This window comes from Streptomyces sp. NPDC006207 (assembly GCF_040613835.1).
Classification (GTDB): Bacteria; Actinomycetota; Actinomycetes; order Streptomycetales; family Streptomycetaceae; genus Actinacidiphila.
Genome location: NZ_JBEXSX010000118.1, coordinates 1 through 13422 on the forward strand (window position 1 = coordinate 1; position 13422 = coordinate 13422).

The following is a 13422-nucleotide window of genomic DNA, read 5'->3' on the forward strand; positions in this document are numbered from 1 at the left end:
GACGCCTTGATCCGGGCACTGAGCAGGCAGGCTGCCACCAGCGCCTGGTAGAGCGGCTGCGGGGTGTTCTTCAGCTTGATGCCGGCGTCCTCGGCATAGGTGTGGCCCTCGCTGTCCAGCAAGGCCTCGACCGTCGCCTTGTCCTTCGCACGGTCCCGGGGTCCGGTGGTCCCGGCCATCACACATCACCTTCTCGGGAAGCGAAGCATCGCCTCAGGCCCCGCTGCTACCCGGCCACCCGCGCCCTACACGGCGTAGCGCCCCCGCCCTTCATCGCCCGCCGCCGACTCACCCGAGGGGTGCAGCCGGTAGACGGCGAAGGCCCGGTCGATCACGGGCTGCGCCACGTTGCGGACACGTACGCCCCCCGCCGTCATGCCCCGCTCGACACCACGGTGCGCGTGGCCGTGCACGGCCAGGTCGGCGCCACCCTCGTCGATCGCCTCCGCCAGGAGGTAACTGCCGAGGAAGGGATGGATCTCCGGGGGTTCCCCGGCCAGCGTGTCCGCCACCGGGGAGAAGTGCGTGAGCGCCACCCGTACCGTGCCCTCGTCCCGCGGCAGTTGCTCGAGCGATGTGCGCAGACCCGTCGCGCAGCGGCGCGTCAGGGCGACGAAGGCCTTCATCTCCGGTTCTCCGAACTCGCCGGCGCTCCGTCCGGCGAAGCCGCCGCCGAAGCCCTTGGTGCCGGCGACGGCCAGCCGCGTGCCGCCGAGGTCGACGACCGTGCCCTCTCCCTCCAGGACGGTGACCCCCGCCGCGGTGAGCACGTCTGTCACCTCCGCCTCCTGTCCGCTGTGGTAGTCGTGGTTGCCCAGGACGGCCACGACGGGCACCTGCAGCCCGGCGACCTCGCCGGCGACGACCGCGGCCTCCTCCACGGTCCCGTGCCGGGTGAGATCGCCGGCGAGCAGCAGGACGTCGGCACACTCGGGCAGCGTGTCGAAGGCCGGCCGGAGGGTGCCGCGGCTGTCCTCGCCCAAGTGGATGTCTCCGACGGCGGCCACGCGGATCACGGGAGGTCCTCGGCGTGGTCGGGAGCCGCGGAGCTCGTGATCCGCAGATCGCAGACGACGGGCGAGCCTCCGGACACCTCCCCGGCGATCCGCATGATCGCGTCGCGGGACATAGCGTCGGACACGGTGCCGGACAGCACCACAGCGCCGCCGCGCTCCTCGACGCGGACGCCGAGCTCGGCCACCTCGTCACCGGCCAGGCGGCGGCGCAGTCGCTCGATGAGGTAGTCGTCCGCGGCGGTCATGACGCCACCTCCCTGGGTGCGATGACGCCCAGGCGTTCGAGGAGGTAGAGGAAGGCGTCGGGCAGGGGCTCCGCATGGTAGTGCGCGCGTATCCGGTCCCAGTCGATGCGCTCGCGCAGAGTTCTCGCCAGGGGCAGCAGCGCGCCGAGGTCGCAGTGCTGCTCGGTCAGAGCGCTGAGGAGGGTGCTCAGCAGCTCGGTGGGCGGCAGGACGGGCATGCGTACGGAATCCACCGGCAGCACCGGGGCGCTCTGCAGGAGTTCGGTGGTCACCGGCCGGCGTCCGAGCTCGAAGATCAGGTCGATGTCCTCGCCGCCCGCACGTGCCTTGACCAGCCAGTCCTCCGGAGCGGGGACGGCCTGCACGCCGTCGTCAGCCAGTGCCGCCAGTACCGCCTCGCCGTCCTCACGGCGCACGCAGAAGTCTGTGTCGTGCTGCAGGCTGCCGGGCACTCCGTGCGCGTAGGCCGCGACGCTACCGGTCAGCGCGAAGGGCAGGCCCGCTGCCTTCAGCACGGTCGCCACGCGCTTGGTGGTCTCCAGGATGGCCTGGGTGTGGTCCGCCGGCAGGGAGGCTCCTCCCGTGGACTCCACGTGCGCGGCGCCCTTTTCGGGCGCGCCCTCTTCGGCGGCCAGGCGCAGCCGGGCCTGCGTGTGGGCGGCGTCGGCATCGTTCATGACCCGGGTCTCCGTCCTGGCTAACCCCGCTCCATCTGCCTCCGGTGTCGGGCGGGGCATGCGCGTGCTCCTTCGGGCGCGTACCCACCTGCGGCCTTGGCACGCTCCCGGCGCTCGCACCTCGCAGCAGGTTCAGCCGCGCGGCGGACGTCCGGTGCGGAGCATGCGCAGAAGCGCTCCCCGTCGATCGATCTGTGTTTGCCGAGATAGGGGCCGGGCACGCGAAGGAGGCGCGGTGGCGCGCGCCCTTGCCGCCCCTGACATAGCCCCTGACATGGAAGACGGTCGGGCTCCGCCGGGAATCGTGTGCCGCGAAGCCCCTCCGGTTCGCTCAATCCGTTGCGAGTGCCCGCAGGGTCGAGCCGCAAGCGGGAGCGGCAGTACGAGCACATCAAGGAGAGCGCCGAGAACCGGGGCGAGAGCGAGAAGCGGGCCAAGGAGATCGCCGCCCGTACGGTCAACAAGGAACGCGCCCGGGCGGGTGAATCCAAGACCGCCAGCCGCTCCTCCATCGAGGACATGTCCTCGGGCAAACGCGGCGGACAGCGCTCCGGCAAGGGTTCCCAGGGACCCACTCGCGACCAGCTCTACGCCGAGGCCAAGCGCCGCAACGTCGACGGTCGCTCCCACATGAACAAGGCCGAACTCCAACGCGCCCTCGGCGACAGCTGAGCGCACGCGGGGGCGGTCCCGCCGATTCGCGGGTCGGACCCATGACATGCCGAGTGATCGTCTATCCGCCATCAGAAGCCGGCGGCCGACACGTGCGCGCGACCGACCCCGACCTGGTCGAGTGGCGTGGAGCCGGCCCGGCGGTGTGGCGGTGCGGACCGGGCACACTGATGGACCTGCCGGACGGCAGGGTGCGCTGCCATATCCACCTCATGGCCGCGGAGGACTGATGCCGCCCGGCAGGCGGAGGCGGGCGGCGAGCAGGGCGGCGTCGATGTCGCTGGTACCGGTGGCCACGCAGAGGGTGTATGCGACGTCGTCGAGCCGTCGGCGGACCTCGGGGTCCCCGGTGTTGAGCAGGCTGAGGGTCCGGTAGCGGTCTACCAGGTCGGTCAGGCGGCGGGTGGGCCATCAGCACGGCATCTCCTCAAACTTCCCGGTCGGTGGCGGCTCGTGCCGCTCCTCAGGGCAGTGCCGTACCGCCCGTGGCGGTGACGACCTCGGCGGTGACGACCTCGGCGGTGACGTAGCTGGCGCGCTGGGAGGCGAGGAAGACGTACGCCGGGGCCATCTCGGCCGGCTGGGCGGGGCGGCCGAGCGGGGACTGCTTCCCGAACTCGGTGGTATCCGGGAGGGTCGCCGGAATGAGCGGGGTCCACACCGGCCCCGGGGCGACCGCGTTCACCCGGATCCCCTTGGAGGCGACCATCTGGGCCAGTCCCTGGGTGAAGTTGACGATCGCCGCCTTCTCATGGCGTAGTCCAGCAGATGAGGACTGGGCTTGTAGGCCTGCACGGAGCTGGTGTTGATGATCGAGCCGCCGGCGGCGAGATACTCGAGGGCCATCTTCGACAGCCAGAACATCGCGTACAGGTTGGTCTTGAGTACCCTGTCGAACTGCTCTGTGTCGATCGCTCCGATCCCGGCCGGCTGTGACATCTGGTAAGCGGCGTTGTTGACCAGGATGTCGAGCCGTCCGAACTGCGCCTCGCGGCACTGCTCCTCCTCGCGAAGGTCGCAGGACAGGGCGACGCCCTTGCGTCCGGCGTCCACGATGAGTCGCACGGTGGTTTCCGCGTCGGCCCTCTCCTCAGGCAGGTGCGTGATGAGCACGTGCGCGCCTTCGCGCGCGAAAGCGAGCGCGACGGCCCGGCCGATCCCGGAGTCGCCACCGGTGATCACCGCGGCCTTGCCCTCCAGCAGGCCACTGCCCTCGTACGAGGTCTCGCCGTGGTCGGGGGGGGCGGGTCCATCGGCCCCGTCCAGCCCGGATGCGGCTGGCCCTGGGCGGGGAAGTCCGGCTGTGGATGCCGGGTGACCGGGTCTTCATTGTGGGAGGTCATGCGGGTTCTCTGGCGGTGCTCGGCCGACGGCATCCGTCCGGGTCCCACGTGCAGGGCATCGTCACCGACGGCGGCAAAGCCACCAACATCGTCCCGGACTACGCGGAGGGCCTGTTCGCCCTGCGCGGGGCGACCACGCGCGCCCGCGACGAGCTGGCGGCACCCGTTCCTGGCCATCACGGGGGCGGACGGTTCCGAGAGAAGGTCGCCCCGACCCGCCCGCACCCCAGCGCCCCGGACACCCCGCCCGGCAACAAGCTCCTGGCGCCGGGGACCGGGCTGGTGGACCGGGCACGCGACTTCGTCACCGGCCGCGGCCGTTCTTGACGCGAGCCCGCCCCACGGGCCGTTCCGGCGGATGTCCGCCGGAACAGCCCAGCGGCCTGTCGCCGCCCGCACCTGCACGGCGGCCGCGGCACGCAGGATCGTGGTCCGACACGTCGGTGACGGGGTTCAGAGTTCGCGCAGCGCGGGCAGGAGGGTCTTCTCCGCCCAGTCCAGGAAGGCCATCTGGGTGTCACCGCCGACCTGGACGAGGGCGACCTCAGTGAACCCCGCCTGTACGTAGGGGCGGACCGCTTCCACGAAGACCTCCGGGTCGTCCCCGCAGGGGATGGACTCCGCGACGTCCGCCGGGCGCACGTGGGTGCTCGCCGAGGCGAAGGCGGCCGTCCCGGGGAGCTCCGAGTTGACCTTCCAGCCGCCGAACCAGCGGAACTGCTCGTGCGCCCGGCGCACGGCCGCGTCCCGGTCCGGGTCGTAGGACACCGGCAGCTGCCCCACCCGCGGCTTGCCCGCACCCCCGTGCTCGTCGAAGGCGGTCACGAGTTCCGCGTCGGGCTCGGTGGCGATCATCAGGTCGGCGAGCCGTCCCGCCAGTTCGCAGGACTGCTCCCCGGACACGGCGACCCCGATCGGCGGCGGAAGGTCGGGCAGGTCCCACAGCTTCGCCGACTCCACGTCGAAGTGCTCCCCCCGGTGGTTGACGTAGCCCCCGTCGAACAGAGCCCGGATGATCTCCACGGCCTCGGCGAGCATCTCGTGGCGGACGTCCACGGCGGGCCATCCACCGCCTACCACGTGTTCGTTGAGGTTCTCGCCCGAGCCCAGCCCCAGCCGGAACCGGCCCTCGGACAGCAGTTGCACCGTTGCCGCCTTCTGCGCGACGACGGCCGGGTGGTACCGCACGGTCGGGCAGGTCACGTACGTCATCAGCGGCATCCGCGACGTGGCCTGCGCCGCCGCTCCCAGCACGCTCCAGGCGTACGGCGCGTGGCCCTGCTCGTCGAGCCAGGGGAAGTAGTGGTCGGAGGTCACGGAGAAGTCGAAGCCGGCTTCCTCGGCCCTGGTCACATGGGCCACCAGGTCCCGCGGGCCGGCCTGCTCGGTCATCATCGTGTATCCGAATTGCATCATGTCGGGCGGCTGCCCGGTGAGGTCCGGGGAAAACGGTCCCCACCCGCGTGTGGGACGACGAATCCGGGGCACCCGGATTCTGCGGTGAGGCAGCCGCATGGTGGGTGAATGCCCCGGACGCCGGGTCCCCCCTCCCGGCGTCCGGGATCACCTCGTGTTCCCCGGTCCGTCCGATCGTCAGTCGGGGGGTTCCTGTGGCGGAAGGTCGCGCGGCGCGTCGGGAACCTCGGCGTCCGGCCGCCCCTTTTCCGCGGTGTCGGGATCGCGCCCGCGGGCCTGCTGGAGATCCTGCTGGTCCTTCGGGGGTGGGGCCGTACGCTCCACCCCCTCGGGCGTCTCGTTGCGCTTCATGCGTGTCTCCTCTGGGGTACCCGGTCTCGATCAGACCTGTCCATGGCCCTCGGCTGCCCGAGGGGCAGCACGCACACCTGCTGCGCTGCGGGAAGGCGCTGATGCCGCAATGTGCGGGCCGCGGTCGACGTCCCGCTCGGGGTGGTCACCGGGCACAGGCAACGATCACGCCGGGTGGTCCGTCAGGAACGCGGCGATGCGCTCGCCCCACGCACGGACGTCGCGGCGGGTCCGGGACACGTGGAGGTCGGCCGCCGGCATCAGATGGAGCAGTGTTTCCGCCGTCACCAGGGGGTGGCCCGGATCGTCGACCCACGCGAGGATCAGCACCGGCAGGCGCAGGGCGGCGACGGCAGGGGGCGCTGGGAGGTCGGACATCGCCAGACCGCGCAGCACGGCGGGGAGCAGCCACTCAACAGGGGTCGGCGGGAGTTCGGGCACATCGGCGACGACTGCCGGCCGGTTGTGCCGCCGCTTGTCGGCGGGCCATGCCTGCACCCCTTCCCGTTCGATCCTCGCGGCGATCCGCCGGTTGTTCCGTGCGTACGCCGCCCGGGTGCCCCATGCGGTCGGTGGGAGGAGAAGGACCAGATGCGAGAACCGGTCCGGTGCCCGGACGGCGGCGTGCAGCACGGTGCCGCATCCCATCGAGGCGCCCATGGCCGCGACCGGTTCGCGGGCAGCAAGGTGGTCGAGCAGGTCCAGCAGGTCGCCGGCGAGGGACACATAGGTGTAGTCGGTGTCGACCGCGGCTCCGGTGGAGCGTCCGTGCCCCCGTGCGTCGTAACGGACAAGTCGCCGTCCCGCATGCAGGACCGGGCCCCAATCGAACAGGCCCATCCGGTCCTCCACGGCGCGGCTGACGAAACCGCCGTGCGCATACACGGCGAGCGGCCCCTCCCCCGCTTCCTCGAAGGCCAGCTCGGCCCCTCGGCACAGGGCCCTGCCTTCCCTGGTGGCGTGGTACATCTCATCCCCAGGCCGAGCGGCCTGTACGGCCGCCCCGTCGCGTCGCTGGAAGCACGTCGTACGTTCCAGTCTTGCCGTCGCCCCTCCCAGCCGTCCTGACATGACAGCCAGGTTCCGCCTACCAGCACCCGCGGGGTGAGATCCGCCGCGAACGGCGGACATCGCACCGGGTCCTGTTTGTCCGCAAGGGGCACGGGTTACCGGGAGGCGACAGGGTTTCCGAGGACGAGCAGGAGAGCGCCATGGGCAACGAGCCGGGCCCGGTGAAGAAGATCGTCGACAAGGTCATGGACATGGGCGCGGAGCTCACCCCCGCGGGACGGGCGGACATCCCCGGCGTGCCCGCGAGCATGCCCCCCACGGTGGAGGAACCGGTCGAGCCGCACGCGCCGCTGCCGGCCAAGCCCGACCAGGGCGTTCCCACCCCGCTCAGCGCGACGGGCCGCACGGACGGCCCGTCCAAGACGGTCCGGGCGCAGGACGGCCCTTTCCTCACCAACGCGCAGGGCGCACGCCTGCCCGACACCGACCACTCCCTCAAAGCAGGCCCGCGCGGGCCGGTGCTGCTGCAGGACCACCACCTGCGCGAGAAGATCATGCACTTCGACCACGAACGGATCCCGGAGCGCGTGGTGCACGCCCGCGGCGCCGCGGCGCACGGCGTCTTCCGCGGCTACGGCACGGCCGCCGAGGTCTGCAAGGCGGCCTTCCTCGCCAAGGACGTCGACACGCCGGCCTTCGTGCGGTTCTCCACCGTCCTGGGCTCGCGCGGTTCGGCCGACACCGTCCGCGACACCCGTGGGTTCGCCACCAAGTTCTACACGTCCGAGGGCGTCTTCGACCTGGTCGGCAACAACATCCCGGTGTTCTTCATCCAGGACGCGATCAAGTTCCCGGACGTCATCCACGCCGGCAAACCGCATCCGGACCGGGAGATCCCGCAGGCGCAGAGCGCCCACGACACCTTCTGGGACTTCGTGTCCCTGCACACCGAGGCCACGCACCACACCATGTGGAACATGTCCGACCGCGGCATCCCGCGCTCCTTCCGCACCATGGAGGGATTCGGCGTCCACACCTTCCGGCTGGTCAGCGCCACCGGCGCCACCACCCTGGTGAAGTTCCACTGGAAGCCGACGGCCGGCGTGCACTCCCTGGTGTGGGAGGAGGCGCAGATGATCAGCGGCATGGACCCGGACTTCCACCGCCGCGACCTGGCCGACGCCATCGAGGCGGGTGCCTTCCCCCAGTGGGAACTGGGCATCCAGACCTTCCCCGACACGCCGGAGCAGACCTTCCAGGGGATCGAACTGCTGGACCCGACGAAGATCGTCCCCGAGGAGCTGGCGCCGGTGCAGCCCGTCGGGCTGCTCACCCTGAACGCCAACCCCACCAACTTCTTCGCCGAGACCGAACAGGTCGCCTTCCACGTCGGCCACCTGGTGCCCGGTATCGACATCACCGACGACGCTCTGCTGGCCGGACGCCTCTTCTCCTACCTTGACACCCAGATCACCCGGCTGGGCGGCCCCAACTTCCCGCAGATCCCGATCAACCGGCCCCACGCCCCGGTCAACGACATGCTGCGGGACGGGTTCCACCAGGACGCGGTGCACACCGGTGTGGCTCCGTACAAGCCCAACTCCCTGGACGGCGGCTGCCCGTTCTTCGCCGGCGCCGAGGACCACGCGTACATCGAGCACCCCACCCCGATCGCGGCCGCCACGAAGGTACGCGAGGCACCGGCCTCGTTCGACGACCACTTCACCCAGCCCCGCCTGTTCTGGCTAAGCATGAGCCCGGCCGAACGGGAGCACATCGTCGCCGCCTACACCTTCGAGCTCGGCAAGTGCTACGAGCAGGCCGTCAAGGAACGCACCCTGATGGTCCTGGCGAACATCGATCCCTATCTCTGCCGACAGGTCGCGCTGGGCCTGGGCCTCCCCGCCCCGCAGGCCTCCGAGCCGCTCGCCGACGTACAGCCCAGTCCCGCGCTGTCGCAGATCGGCCGCACCTGGCCCACCGTCGGGCGCATCATCGGCATCGTCACCGACGGCACTGGTGACCTGGGCGCCGTGGACGTCGTGCGACGCTCCGTGCTGGCGGGCGGCATGGTCCCGCTGATCGTCGCGCCCACCGGCGGCACTCTCAAAGGTGAGGGCGCTGATCCCGTGACCGTGCAGCGCACCTTCGCCACCGCGCGCTCCGTGGAATTCGACGCCCTGCTGGTCGCCGGGACCCCCGGACCGGCCGTCGACGCCCAGGGTGGGCGCGACGCCAAGGCCGGCGTCCCGGCTCTCGCCGCCGCGCCCGTGGACCCGCGCATCGTGCTGATGCTCCAGGAGGCGTACCGCCACGCGAAGCCCCTCGGGGGCTGGGACGACCCGGGCCCCGCCCTGCAGGCGGCCGGCATCGCCACCGATGCACTCGGCGTCGTCACCGGCTCCGACGGCGAGGCCGTACTGCGCGAGGTCACCGCACTCCTGGGGGCCCACCGCGTATGGGACCGGTTCCCGGCCCCGGCAGAGAACGGAGTGGTCTGAGCGGTCGCGAACAGCCCCGGCGACGTCCCTCTCAGACGGCTCCGTGCCGGCTGAGGGAGGCGTGTCGCCGACTCGGCGTCCCGGCCACTTCAGTGGATCGTGGCCCCAGTTCAGCCCGCCATGGGTGGTGCCTACCCCGCGACCTTGATACGAAGCCCACGACTCGGGTAGCCGAGAGTCCCATGACGAAGCAGCGGCACACCAGGACGGTCGTGGTCACCAGCGCCAGCGGCGGCGTCGGCAGGGCAGCGGCCCGCGCGTTCGCCGCCCACGGGGACCGCGTCGCACTGCTGGCCCGTGGACGCACCGGACTGGCTGCCGCTGCGGACGACGTAGTGCGGGCGGGCGGTGAGGGGTTCACCGTGCCGGTCGAGGTGTCGGACGCCGACACCGTAGAGGAGGCCGCCGCGCGCGTCGAGGCGGCGTTCGAAGTCCCCGATGTATGGGTCAACAACGCTTTCACGGGTATCTTCGCGCCCTTCACTGAGATCGCCGCGGATGAGTACGGCACGCAAGCCGCGCTACGGCGCATGCTCCCGCGTGACCGCGGTGCGATCGTGCGGGTGGGGTCGGCGCTGGCCTATCGCGGCATCCCGCTGCAGTCGGCCTACTGCGGCGCCAAGCACACCATTCAGGGGTGGAACGAGTCGCTGCGGTGCGAACTGCTGCATTCGGGCTCACGGGTGCGTACGACGATGGTGCAACTGCCGGCGCTCGGCACACCGCAGTTCGACTGGGTGCTGAGCCGGTTGCCGCGCCGGGCCCAGCCCCTTCCGCCGATCTACAGGCGCGAGGTGGCGGCCCGGGCGATCGTGCACGCAGCGGATCACCCTCGTCGGCGCGAGTACTGGGTGGGGGCGAGCACCGCTGGGACACTGCTGGCCAACGCGGTGGCACCGGGTGTTCTGGACCGCTACCTGGCGCGCACCGGCTTCCGTTCCCAGCAGACGGCCGAGGACCGCGACCCCGCGGCACCGGTGAACCTGCGGTCCCCCGCCGACGCCGGTCCCGGCGGCCACGACTTCGGTGTGCACGGGCGTTTCGGGCGGCAGGCTCGCGCGACGAGCGCGCAGTCCTGGGCGTCGCGCCACCGCGGGGCCGTGGGGGCGGCGGCAGTGGCCGCTGCGGCGGCCGTGGCGGTCGCGCGCGGCCTTCGGATCGGCTGACGACCGGACCCCGCCGCCTACCAGTAGTGCTTCCGCCCGCCGACGCTGTGCCCTACGGCTCCCAGCACCCAGAGCACGAGGCCGATGATCATCAGGATGATCCCGATGGTCCACAGAATCGAGATCCCGGTGAGGAAGCCGATGATCAGCAGGATGATTCCCAGGATGAGCACGATGCCCTCCGTTGGTCGGCTCTGTGTACGCGGCCCGCATGGCTGTGACTGCGCGATCGCGTTGCACTCGGACTGTGCCGACAGCTACTTTCCGAGCGCGCGTTCGAGTTCCGACTTGTTCATGTGGGAGCGCCCGTCGATGTTGCGACGTTTGGCCTCCGCGTAGAGCTGGTCGCGGGTTGGGCCCTGCGGCCCCTTGCCGGACCGCTGGCCGCCGCGCCGCCCGGAGGACATGTCCTCTATGGAACTGCGGCTGGCGGTCTTGGACTCGCCGGCGCGAGCCCGCTCCTTGTTGACCGTGCGGGCGGCGATCTCCTTGGCCCGCTTGTCACTCTCGCCGTGTTCCCTGGCGCTGTCCTTGATGTGCTCGTACTGTCGCTCCCGCTTGCGGCTCGATCCTGTTGGCATCTCGTTCACTCCCAGGCGATCCGTCTGAGGCCGTCCTCGAGCTGCTACCCGCCATCGTGACCGGTATTTCCGGAGAGAGAGAACGATCCCGACCAGCTCCGGACTTACAGTGAGGTTCTCGACATCGTGAGCTGAGGGGAAGAACCGCCAGCCAAGATGCTCGCGGCGCGCTACTCCGCCCGCGTGATCCAGCGTGATCGATCGGCCAAGCGGAGTCCGGCGTGCATGCCCCAGGGGGCATCCTTCACAGGCGGTGGCTGACCGCTGGCCGCGGAGCAGACGCGCGCGTCCACCTCAGAGATGGCGGGTAGCCGCCTTGGCAAGAACCACTCCAGTAGTCGATCGGAAGGAGGGGCCTCATGAGTGACGAGGTTGAACGCGCGGCGCTGTTCGACATGGACGGCACTCTCGTCGACACCAACTACCTCCACGCCGTCTCGTGGTGGGAGGCGTTCCGGCAGGCCGGGCACACGGTGTCGATGGCGGACATCCACCGCTGCATCGGCATGGGGTCCGACCATCTCCTGGAGCGCCTGCTGGGCAGGGAGCGCGACCGCAGCGAGGATGCCACGATCAGCGGCGCCCACAAGGCCCTGTACGGCGCCTACGGCCCCGCGCTCGCTCCTTTGGACGGTGCCGCGGACCTGCTGCGCGCGGTGGCGGCCCGGGGTTTCCGGGTCGTCCTGGCCACGTCGGCCGACGGCAAGGAACTCGACGTGATGCGGGCAGCCCTCGATGCCGACGACGTCATTGCGGACGCCACCAGCAAGGACGACGTCGATGCGAGCAAGCCGGCACCTGACCTGGTGGCACAGGCCCTGGAGCGAGCGGGCGTACCCGCAAACCGAGCGGTCTTCGTGGGAGACACTGTGTGGGACATTGAGGCCGCAGGGAAGGCGGGGGTGCCCTGCGTGGCGCTCCTATCTGGCGGCATTGGCCGCGCTGAACTGGAGGAGGCAGGCGCCGCCGCAGTGCACCGTGATCCACGCGACATGCTGACCTCCCTCGACAGCAGTCCCATGTGGCGATAGTCCCGCTTGCCGGGTACTGCCCGTTTGATCACGCAGAACGTTTTCGACCACTCCCAGGCGTCCCCCAGGGCACCTTCGTCGCGTCCTTCAGCGTTGGAAGATCGTTCTCCTGGGTGCCCGTGGGTTCCCCCGCGGCTCGCGGAGTCGTTCGGGTTGCCCGGACGAAGGTCGTCACTGCCGCGCCCTCCCTGGTGGCCTGGCCTCACGGACGCCTTCCAGGTACTTCCGGAGATCCGCACGGGCCGGCGCCCTCAGTCAACGGCGATCGTCGGCCGTGCTTCCCATATCGGGGTATCGGGGGGCACATCCGCGGCAGCCGACTTCGACGGCCGGCCCGCGCCCGAGGGGCGTAAGGCAAGCAGCCTGCGAGCGCACAGTTCGCGAACGACGAGGAGCAGCACGTCGCTGGATCCCATGTCAGTCCCCCATTCCGGTTCCCGGGCCAGGACGATTTCTACGGGGGCCGCGTCCCGTGGTCGCGGGACGCGCGGAGTCTGTCGATCGCGTTGCGGCCGGCAGACGTCGGGATAGCGGTGCGTATCCAACAGGTCCCCGTAGAAGACCAACGCTTGCCAGCGGACTCCGGCGGCCCGGTCGGTAGGCCGCACGGTCGGTTTCGGTGTGCGATAGGCACTGACCGAGAGAGTGAGTCGGGCGCTCCTACGGGGACGCGCCGGTGTGCCGGAGGTAGATAGAGCCGCATGAAAGCTCTCGTCATCAACTGCACCCTCAAACGGTCGCCGCAACCGTCCAACACCTACGCCCTGACCAAGGTGGTGGCGGACCAGCTCGCGGCCTACGGCGTGGACATCGACTGCGTCCGCGCCGTGGATCTCGACATCAAGCCGGGTGTGACAAGCGACGAGGGTGCCGGGGACGCGTGGCCCGGGATCCACGAGAAATTGCTGTCCTCGGAGATCCTCATCGTGGCCTCCCCCACATGGCTGGGCAGGCCCTCATCGGTCGCCCAGCGCGTTCTGGAGCGCATGGACGCCATGGTGTCCGAGACGGACGACCGTGGCCGACCGGTCGCCTACAACCGGGTGGCCGGCGTGGTGGTGACCGGCAACGAAGACGGCGCGCATCACGTCATCAGCGAGATTTCAGGGGCGCTCGCCGACCTCGGCTACACCATTCCCGGCCAGGCCTGGACGTACTGGCACCTCGGTCCCGGGGCCGGTCCCGACTACCTCGACGACGAACGCGGCCACGAATGGTCCGACAAGACGGGGCGCGCGATGGCCGCGAACCTCCACGGCGTGGCCCGAGCCCTGGCGGCCACGCCGCTCGACGCGCCGCCGGGGTGATGCGCGGGTGTCACGGGTGCATGAGGACCTTGATGGCACCGTCGGCCTTCTTCTGGAACATGTCGTAGGCCTGCGGGGCCTCCTCCAGCGAGACGTGGTGTGTGG

General features: G+C 70.7%; 14 protein-coding genes and 5 pseudogenes. 8 read left to right on the forward strand and 11 right to left on the reverse strand.

All coding sequences use genetic code 11. The features are described 5' to 3' along the window. The 4 genes and pseudogenes from ABZ312_RS44100 to ABZ312_RS44115 form a co-directional block, all read right to left on the reverse strand. Nucleotides 1-179: pseudogene (locus tag ABZ312_RS44100) on the reverse strand (endonuclease); the annotation flags it as partial. Nucleotides 180-245: 66 nt separating this feature from the next. After that, nucleotides 246-1016, reverse strand: coding sequence for a metallophosphoesterase family protein (locus ABZ312_RS44105; RefSeq protein ID WP_500332203.1), 771 nt, complete (start codon nt 1014-1016; stop codon nt 246-248). Beyond that, on the reverse strand, nt 1013-1261 hold the full coding sequence (locus tag ABZ312_RS44110; RefSeq protein WP_500332204.1) for a BON domain-containing protein: 249 nt from the start codon (nt 1259-1261) through the stop codon (nt 1013-1015). The genes ABZ312_RS44105 and ABZ312_RS44110 overlap by 4 nt, the downstream gene beginning before the upstream one ends. Then, nucleotides 1258-1938 carry a nucleotidyltransferase family protein gene (locus ABZ312_RS44115; RefSeq protein WP_500332205.1) on the reverse strand — a complete coding sequence of 227 codons (681 nt, stop codon included), beginning with the start codon at nt 1936-1938 and terminating at the stop codon, nt 1258-1260. Before ABZ312_RS44115 ends, ABZ312_RS44110 begins: the two co-directional genes overlap by 4 nt. A gap of 345 nt (nt 1939-2283) precedes the next feature. Here ABZ312_RS44115 and ABZ312_RS44120 point away from each other — a divergent pair, with 345 nt between their 5' ends. Both ABZ312_RS44120 and ABZ312_RS44125 read left to right on the forward strand, forming a co-directional pair. After that, on the forward strand, nt 2284-2610 hold the full coding sequence (locus tag ABZ312_RS44120; protein ID WP_500323967.1) for a plasmid stabilization protein: 327 nt from the start codon (nt 2284-2286) through the stop codon (nt 2608-2610). A gap of 92 nt (nt 2611-2702) precedes the next feature. After that, nucleotides 2703-2840 carry a hypothetical protein gene (locus ABZ312_RS44125; RefSeq protein ID WP_500332216.1) on the forward strand — a complete coding sequence of 46 codons (138 nt, stop codon included), beginning with the start codon at nt 2703-2705 and terminating at the stop codon, nt 2838-2840. Here ABZ312_RS44125 and ABZ312_RS44130 read toward each other — a convergent pair. Together ABZ312_RS44130 and ABZ312_RS44135 are read right to left on the reverse strand one after the other, a co-directional pair. Continuing rightward, nucleotides 2821-3028, reverse strand: a pseudogene (locus ABZ312_RS44130) (DUF5133 domain-containing protein). The gene ABZ312_RS44125 and the pseudogene ABZ312_RS44130 overlap by 20 nt on opposite strands. A 45-nt stretch (nt 3029-3073) precedes the next feature. Beyond that, nucleotides 3074-3953: pseudogene (locus tag ABZ312_RS44135) on the reverse strand (SDR family oxidoreductase). A 9-nt stretch (nt 3954-3962) separates the two neighbouring features. Here ABZ312_RS44135 and ABZ312_RS44140 point away from each other — a divergent pair. Next, a pseudogene (locus ABZ312_RS44140) lies at nt 3963-4112 on the forward strand (amidohydrolase); the annotation flags it as partial. Between the two features lie 30 nt (nt 4113-4142). Further along, a pseudogene (locus tag ABZ312_RS44145) lies at nt 4143-4280 on the forward strand (hemerythrin domain-containing protein); the annotation flags it as partial. A 126-nt stretch (nt 4281-4406) separates the two neighbouring features. Here the strand turns inward: ABZ312_RS44145 and ABZ312_RS44150 are convergent. The 3 genes from ABZ312_RS44150 to ABZ312_RS44160 all read right to left on the reverse strand — a co-directional run bounded on the left by ABZ312_RS44150 (nt 4407) and on the right by ABZ312_RS44160 (nt 6689). Then, nucleotides 4407-5369 carry an LLM class F420-dependent oxidoreductase gene (locus ABZ312_RS44150; protein ID WP_500440127.1) on the reverse strand — a complete coding sequence of 321 codons (963 nt, stop codon included), beginning with the start codon at nt 5367-5369 and terminating at the stop codon, nt 4407-4409. Between the two features lie 177 nt (nt 5370-5546). After that, nucleotides 5547-5720 (reverse strand): hypothetical protein, encoded by a 174-nt coding sequence (locus ABZ312_RS44155; protein WP_500332209.1) that lies wholly within the window; start codon nt 5718-5720, stop codon nt 5547-5549. A gap of 165 nt (nt 5721-5885) precedes the next feature. Beyond that, nucleotides 5886-6689, reverse strand: coding sequence for an alpha/beta fold hydrolase (locus tag ABZ312_RS44160; protein WP_500332210.1), 804 nt, complete (start codon nt 6687-6689; stop codon nt 5886-5888). A 293-nt stretch (nt 6690-6982) separates the two neighbouring features. Between ABZ312_RS44160 and ABZ312_RS44165 the strand changes: the two genes are divergently transcribed. Further along, on the forward strand, nt 6983-9232 hold the full coding sequence (locus tag ABZ312_RS44165) for a catalase (protein WP_500440130.1): 2250 nt from the start codon (nt 6983-6985) through the stop codon (nt 9230-9232). 182 nt (nt 9233-9414) lie between these two features. Continuing rightward, nucleotides 9415-10398, forward strand: coding sequence for an SDR family oxidoreductase (locus ABZ312_RS44170; protein ID WP_500440128.1), 984 nt, complete (start codon nt 9415-9417; stop codon nt 10396-10398). A 17-nt stretch (nt 10399-10415) separates the two neighbouring features. On the opposite strand, the gene ABZ312_RS44175 is transcribed toward ABZ312_RS44170, so the two are convergent. Next, nucleotides 10416-10571: a DUF6131 family protein gene (locus tag ABZ312_RS44175; RefSeq protein WP_500332212.1), complete on the reverse strand. Its 156-nt coding sequence runs from the start codon at nt 10569-10571 to the stop codon at nt 10416-10418. A gap of 84 nt (nt 10572-10655) precedes the next feature. Further along, a complete protein-coding gene (locus ABZ312_RS44180) occupies nt 10656-10979 on the reverse strand; it encodes a plasmid stabilization protein (RefSeq protein ID WP_500440129.1) in 324 nt (107 codons plus the stop codon). A gap of 359 nt (nt 10980-11338) precedes the next feature. Here ABZ312_RS44180 and ABZ312_RS44185 point away from each other — a divergent pair, with 359 nt between their 5' ends. After that, nucleotides 11339-12010 (forward strand): HAD family hydrolase, encoded by a 672-nt coding sequence (locus tag ABZ312_RS44185; RefSeq protein ID WP_500360509.1) that lies wholly within the window; start codon nt 11339-11341, stop codon nt 12008-12010. A gap of 701 nt (nt 12011-12711) precedes the next feature. After that, entirely contained in the window at nt 12712-13317 is a 606-nt protein-coding gene (locus ABZ312_RS44190; protein ID WP_500332215.1) for a flavodoxin family protein, read from the forward strand. The last annotated feature ends 105 nt before the right edge of the window (nt 13318-13422 follow it).